The sequence below is a fragment of the Chelativorans composti genome, from assembly GCF_039541695.1.
Taxonomy (GTDB): Bacteria; Pseudomonadota; Alphaproteobacteria; order Rhizobiales; family Rhizobiaceae; genus Chelativorans; species Chelativorans composti.
In genome coordinates this window covers 1-6332 of sequence record NZ_BAABGS010000046.1, presented here as the reverse complement: position 1 = coordinate 6332, position 6332 = coordinate 1, and the positions used below count along the sequence as shown (strand labels likewise).

4 protein-coding genes and 1 riboswitch are annotated in these 6332 nt (G+C 60.3%); of the genes, 1 reads left to right on the top strand and 3 read right to left on the bottom strand.

Going from position 1 to position 6332, the window contains the following annotated elements; translation table 11 throughout:
- Positions 1–334: 334 nt before the first annotated feature.
- Positions 335–1051, top strand: a complete 717-nt coding sequence (locus tag ABD906_RS10125; RefSeq protein ID WP_345099295.1) for a site-specific integrase — start codon at positions 335–337, stop codon at positions 1049–1051.
- Positions 1052–1159: 108 nt separating this feature from the next.
- Here ABD906_RS10125 and ABD906_RS10120 read toward each other — a convergent pair whose 3' ends face one another.
- The 3 genes from ABD906_RS10120 to ABD906_RS10110 all read right to left on the bottom strand — a co-directional run.
- Positions 1160–2278, bottom strand: a complete 1119-nt coding sequence (locus ABD906_RS10120; RefSeq protein WP_345099294.1) for a ribonucleotide-diphosphate reductase subunit beta — start codon at positions 2276–2278, stop codon at positions 1160–1162.
- Positions 2279–2297: 19 nt separating this feature from the next.
- A complete protein-coding gene (locus ABD906_RS10115) occupies positions 2298–5168 on the bottom strand; it encodes a ribonucleoside-diphosphate reductase subunit alpha (protein ID WP_345099293.1) in 2871 nt (956 codons plus the stop codon).
- Between the two features lie 97 nt (positions 5169–5265).
- A riboswitch (cobalamin riboswitch) is annotated at positions 5266–5465 on the bottom strand.
- A 545-nt stretch (positions 5466–6010) separates the two neighbouring features.
- Positions 6011–6332, bottom strand: a 322-nt coding sequence (locus tag ABD906_RS10110; RefSeq protein ID WP_345099292.1) for a hypothetical protein, incomplete at its 5' end; no start/stop codon positions are given.

The following is a 6332-nucleotide window of genomic DNA, read 5'->3' as shown; positions in this document are numbered from 1 at the left end:
TCGCGCGGGCGGCCCTGCAACCCCAACCAGCGATGCCGCCCGCGCTGGCGCCACGACCATCATTGCACTAACAATCAAATTGGACCCGTCCGTGGGGGCCGATCAGGTTCGGATCCCTCCTCCGCTACCAGAAATTTCCATTATAATTCAAACACTTAGCCGCTAGATCAGACAGTCGGACGAGTGATCTTTTGATCTGGTTCACGGCTCGCACCAGTCTGACACCAGTTTTCCAGAGATTAGAACCAGAGTGGGTTTGTCAACAGATGTGGTTCTTGCCCACACGGATCACCCTCTTCAAACGCTTCGTCGCACAGAACGTCGAGGCAGCGGGGTGGCTGAGACGAATCAAGAATATCTGGCACTACGAGCGAGGCCGAGCGGACATGCAGACCGTCGTCGCCCTTGGCGTCATTCCGCAGGGCTTTGGCATGGGACCTGGGCAGCCGCCCGCGGGCGTCCCTCCATTCCCCTCCCCACTCCCTTGAAGCCCGGTGGAGAAATGCGCTGGGGCCAACCCCTGACGAAGAGTTTCCAGTATCTCAGGAGGAAGATCGGTCTCGATCGTTTCGACGTGGCACTTTATTCGTCCCGTCACTGGTTTGCCGACCTGATCGACAATTCCGACATCAAGGACGTGACACGGCGCAGGCTGATGGGCCATTCGGCCAAGAAGGATATTCCATCCCGCTATGGCCGCAAACAGCGATTGACCAATCGCGACCTTGCGCAGCTCACCACGATCTCTTCTCCGATCATCGATGAGATGGCGAAGCTATTGCTGCAGGCCAGGGACCGGGCCTCACGTGGCGAGCTGCGCGTGCTGAAACCGTGGCTGACGCCTTCAAACTGGTCGGACTACTACAGGCAGAGACTTTTTCAGAAAGCGAGGTTAGAAGCCAGGCGGTGGGCCCAGGAGGGCCATGCTGAAGCGACTGCAAACGCCGTTTCCCTCTGCCGCAGAAAGCGATTTCGATCTGTGGTGATTTGCTTTGCGAGAATTTGCTCCATCGACCCAAGATGGGGGCGGACAACCCTGCATCAGTCATAGTTTCGATATCACCGGGCAGCCCACTGGGCATCTCATGCTTCAGAGTGATCGAGCATCCGAAGCACACCAGCCAGTGAGCTTGCCCTCCCAGACAAAACTGCGCGCTGCTCAGTCCCAGCTCAGCGCACCTCCACTCTGGTACTCGATCACGCGGGTCTCAAAGAAGTTCTTCTCCTTCTTGAGATCCATTGCCTCGGACATCCAAGGGAACGGGTTTTCCGTCTCCGCGAACACCGGCTTCAGCCCGAGCTGGGCGCAGCGCCGGTTGGCGATGAAATGCATATACTGCTCGCACAGCGCTGCATTGAGACCAAGGAAACCGCGAGGCATCGTATCGCGGCCGTAGGCTGCCTCCAGCTCCGCCGCCTCCACCAGCATGCCCCGGACCTCGTCCTGAAAGGCCGGCGTCCACAGATGCGGGTTCTCGATCTTGATCTGGTTGATCACGTCGATCCCGAAGTTCAGATGGATGGACTCATCCCGGAGGATGTACTGGTACTGTTCCGCGATGCCGACCATCTTGTTGCGGCGGCCGAGCGAGAGGATCTGCGCAAAGCCCGTGTAAAACCACATGCCCTCGAAGACCACGTAGAAGGCGACGAGGTCGCGCAGAAAGTCCTGATCCGCTTCAGGCGTTCCGGTCCGGAAGTTTGGGTCGTCAAGGCTCTTCGTATGCCTGAGTGCCCAGGCCGCCTTGTCGGTGATCGACGGGACCTCGCGGTACATGTTGAAGAGCTCGCCCTCGTCCAGCCCGAGGCTTTCCACAATATACTGGAACGTGTGCGTGTGGATGGCCTCCTCAAAGGCCTGCCGCAGCAGGTACTGGCGGCATTCGGGATTGGTCAGGTGGCGGTAGATGGCGAGCACGATGTTGTTCGCCACCAGGCTTTCGGAAGCAGCGAAGAAACCGAGATTGCGCTTCACCATGCGCCGCTCGTCTTCCGTAAGCCCGTCGGGCGACTTCCACAACGCTATGTCCGCCTGCATGGACACTTCCGTCGGCATCCAGTGATTGTTGCACGCGGCGAGGTACTTCTCCCACGCCCAGCGGTATTTGAGCGGCAGAAGCTGGTTCACGTCCGCCCGCGCGTTGATCATCCGTTTTTCGTCCACGGTGACGCGGGCTGCTCCGCGTTCAATTTCGCCGAGACCTGTCGCATTGTCAGCCTGCCCGTGAGAGGCGGAGGTGTCTCCCAGCTTCGGTTCGTTCCATTCGAGCTTCGTCATGGGTTCGTCTCTCCGGTCTTCACTGGCAGGCTTCACAGTCGGGATCGTCGATGGCGCAGGCCTTGCCCCAGGCAGGAGCAACGTCGCTTTCCGCGGGCATAGACGCCACCGCAGGGGTCACGGCGTTGAGCTTGCCATCCGTTCCCCTGAGGGTGGACTTCTCCACATGCGTGGCCGAGCGCGAACGCAAGTAATAGGTCGTCTTCAGGCCCTTCCGCCAGGCCAGACGATATAGCTCGTCCAGCTTCCGGCCACTCGGATTGGCCATGTAGAGATTGAGCGACTGCGCCTGATCGATCCACTTCTGGCGGCGGGAGGCGGCCTCGATCAGCCACTTCGGATCGATCTCGAAGGCGGTGGCGTAAAGTGCCTTCAGATCATCCGGAACCCGATCGATCTCTCCCGCGGACCCGTCGAAGTACTTGAGATCGGAGATCATCACCTCGTCCCAGAGCCCGCGCTCCTTCAGGTCGCGCACCAGCTGCGCATTCACCACCGTGAAGTCGCCGGACATGTTCGATTTGACGAACAGGTTCTGATAGGCGGGTTCGATCGATTGCGAAACGCCGCAGATGTTGGAGATGGTGGCCGTCGGGGCAATCGCCATGGTGTTGGAATTGCGCATGCCGATGGACGTCACGCGCTCGCGCAGGCTCTCCCAGTCGAGCGTTGAACTCTCGTCCATGTCAACGCCAGGGCGGGCTTCCTTCAGCAGACGGATGGAATCGATCGGGAGGATCCCCTTCGACCACAGCGAGCCCTCGAAGCTCGAATAGCGTCCCCGCTCAGCCGCGAGATCGACCGAGGCCGAAATGGCGAAATAGCTGATCGCCTCCATCGACCGGTCGGCAAACTCGACTGCTTCTTCCGAGGAATAGGGAACGCGGAGCTTCTGCAGCGCGTCCTGGAAGCCCATCAGGCCGAGACCGACCGGCCTATGCCGGAGGTTTGAAGCCCGCGCTTCCGGGATGGTGTAGAAGTTGATGTCGATGACATTGTCGAGCATGCGCATGGCGGTCTTCACCGTCCGCTCCAGCCGCTCCATGTCGAGGCCATCGCTTCGGACATGGTTGGCGAGATTGACGGAACCGAGATTGCAGACCGCCACCTCGTCCTTTGACGTGTTGAGGGTGATCTCGGTACAAAGGTTGGAGGAATGCACCACGCCCGCATGCTGCTGCGGCGAACGGATGTTGCAGGGATCCTTGAAGGTGATCCACGGATGCCCCGTCTCGAACAGCATGGTAAGCATCCTGCGCCACAGATCGACCGCGCGCACCTTGCGGAAGACCCTGATCTCGCCCCACTCCGCCTTGGCCTCATAGGCCTCGTAGGCGTTGCGGAAGGCAGGGCCGTAAAGGTCGTGCAGATCCGGCACCTCGTCGGGCGAGAACAGTGTCCATTCGGCATCCGCCTCGACACGCTCCATGAACAGATCCGGCACCCAGTTGGCCGTGTTCATGTCGTGGGTGCGCCGGCGGTCGTCACCAGTGTTCTTGCGCAGGTCCAGGAACTCTTCGATGTCGATGTGCCACGTCTCCAGATAGGCGCAGACCGCGCCCTTGCGCTTGCCGCCCTGATTGACGGCGATGGCCGTGTCGTTGGCGACCTTGAGGAACGGCACCACGCCCTGGCTCTTGCCATTGGTGCCGCGGATGTGCGCGCCAAGCCCGCGGACCTGAGTCCAGTCATTGCCGATGCCGCCGGAATATTTGGCAAGCAGCGCGTTGTCCCTGATGCCCTTGAAGATCGCGTCCAGGTCGTCCCCCATCGTCGTCAGGAAGCAGGAGGAGAGCTGCGGCCGCGTGGTGCCCGAATTGAAGAGGGTCGGCGTTGAAGCCATGAAATCGAAGGACGACAGGAGGTTGTAGAACTCGATCGCCCTCTCCTCCCGGTCGATCTCCCGCAGCGCGAGCCCCATGGCAACGCGCATGAAGAAGGCTTGCGGCAGCTCGAACCGCTTGCCGTCCCGGTGCAGGAAATAGCGGTCGTAAAGCGTCTGCAGGCCCAGGTACTGGAAGTTGAGGTCGCGCTCGGGCTTCAGCGCCGCCGCCATTCGCCTGAGATCGAAACGCGCGAGCTCGGGATCGATGAGACCCGCCTCAACACCGGTGCGGATGAACTCGGGGAAATAGCTCTCGTAGCGGGTGTGCATCTCGGCCTGTGTCGCTTGTTCGGCCCGGCCGGAGACCAATGTCAGCGCCTCACGGCGCAGGCGATCGAGCAGAAGACGGGCGGCCACATAGGCATAGTTCGGCTCCTTCTCGACCAGCGTGCGTGCTGCCATGATCGGCGCGAGCGACAGCTCATCCTGCGTGATGCCGTCGTAGAGATTGCGTCGGGTCTCGGTAAGCACGGGATCAGGCGAAACGCCATCAAGCCCTTCGCAAGCTTCGCGGATGATCGCCCTGAGGCGATCTTCGTCGAGTTGGACGAAAACGCCATTCTCGATGCGGACATGGAGTTCGGACTGCACTTGTCCGGCAGCGGCCTCCTCCTTAGCCCGCCGGCGGGCGCGTTCCTCGCGATAGAGCACATAGGCGCGGGCCACCTTGTGATGTCCCCCACGCATCAGCGCAAGCTCCACGTGGTCCTGGATGTCCTCGATGTGGAAGATGCGGCTTTCGCCGCGGCGGGTGAGGGCCGCGACAACACTGCGGGTCAACTCCTCCACAGTATCGTGAATGCGCCGCGATCCAGCAGCCGCTGCTCCTTCCACGGCGAGGAAAGCCTTGGTGAGTGCGATCGAAATCTTGTTGGGGTCGAAGGGTGAGACGGAACCATTCCTCCGAACGACCTGATAGCCGAGTCCATCGGCAACGGCCGCCGCCAGCGGACGAGAAGGTGCTTGCGCGGTGCCGTCGATTGAAACTGTGTTGGTTGCCAGCATGTAATCCCCGTGGCGTTGAGGACGGGGACTGCGAAGGAACGCCGAGGCGCGGCGTCAGACGCCGCGATGCGCACCTTCGGGAACACCCCGCCCGAGGTTGGTCGTCCATGTCATGGCAGGTCTCCTGGCTTGCAGGTCATCGCCGCTGTCTGGCCTTCCCGGTGCCTCGACACCAGTGACACGTAGCGACAGCAACTCGCTGCTTACAGTTGCGGGGGCAGCGCCGGACTTCCACCGGCTTCCCTCTTGGCTCCCTCGTCAGCTCCGACTCGGAAGACCATGACAACAAGATATTGTTAATTGCATGCCATGCATGTCAATATCCTGCAAGCGCCACCCACCCCTTTCAATTCCATCGGCCTAGATTCTACCTCGAATCAAGGTCTCATCGGTCGTATTGCGCGGGGCAGAAGGCGATCATTCATCGGCCCGGCTCGAGTCCTCATAGCGATTCTATAGCGGCGGCAATGCTCACGGCCATCCGCTCTTCGGTCTCACTCACCAGGACAGGGAGTTTGTGAAGCAGAGGGGAAGTGGCAAAGTCATCCTTGGCATCGTGGACAATAGTCATCGAGTACCCGACCGTGCTCGGTGTCCAATGATCAGTCCAAGAGAGTGGGCGATAGCTGTCTTGCCGCAGCTGCCCGCATCTTTCCTTTCTGGGAAAACAAGGGCTACCATGCGTCGCTCCCGCCCTTCGCTTTCCCGTCATAAAGAGCGAGCCGCTGCACCCATCACAATGGGCAGACCACACGATCGAGCAAGGTCGTTGACTTACGGACAAATGTTCTTTTTTGTTCCACATGGTCAATCGACTCGCTCCCGGTTACGGCTACCCGCTCTCAAGGATGGTGGAACATCGCCTGCTCTTGCGGGTGCAGTGCCATTCGTGCCGGCGGGTGAGCTACTACAGGCCGGAGGACGTGATCCAGCTTTTTGGTGACGTGGACGTGAACAGCCTGCAACGTCGCATCAAATGCGAGGGGTGTCGCAGTGACAATTTTCTTCACATTGAGACCTTCCAGCCTGCAGGGTCGGACATCTCGGGGATCAGGGTGAGAATGATCCACCCCCATTGAACGGGTCCACCTTGAAGTATGGTTTTGACCATGAAGGAGGACCACAATGGCCAACAAGCGACACAAGCCCGACGAGATCGTCACG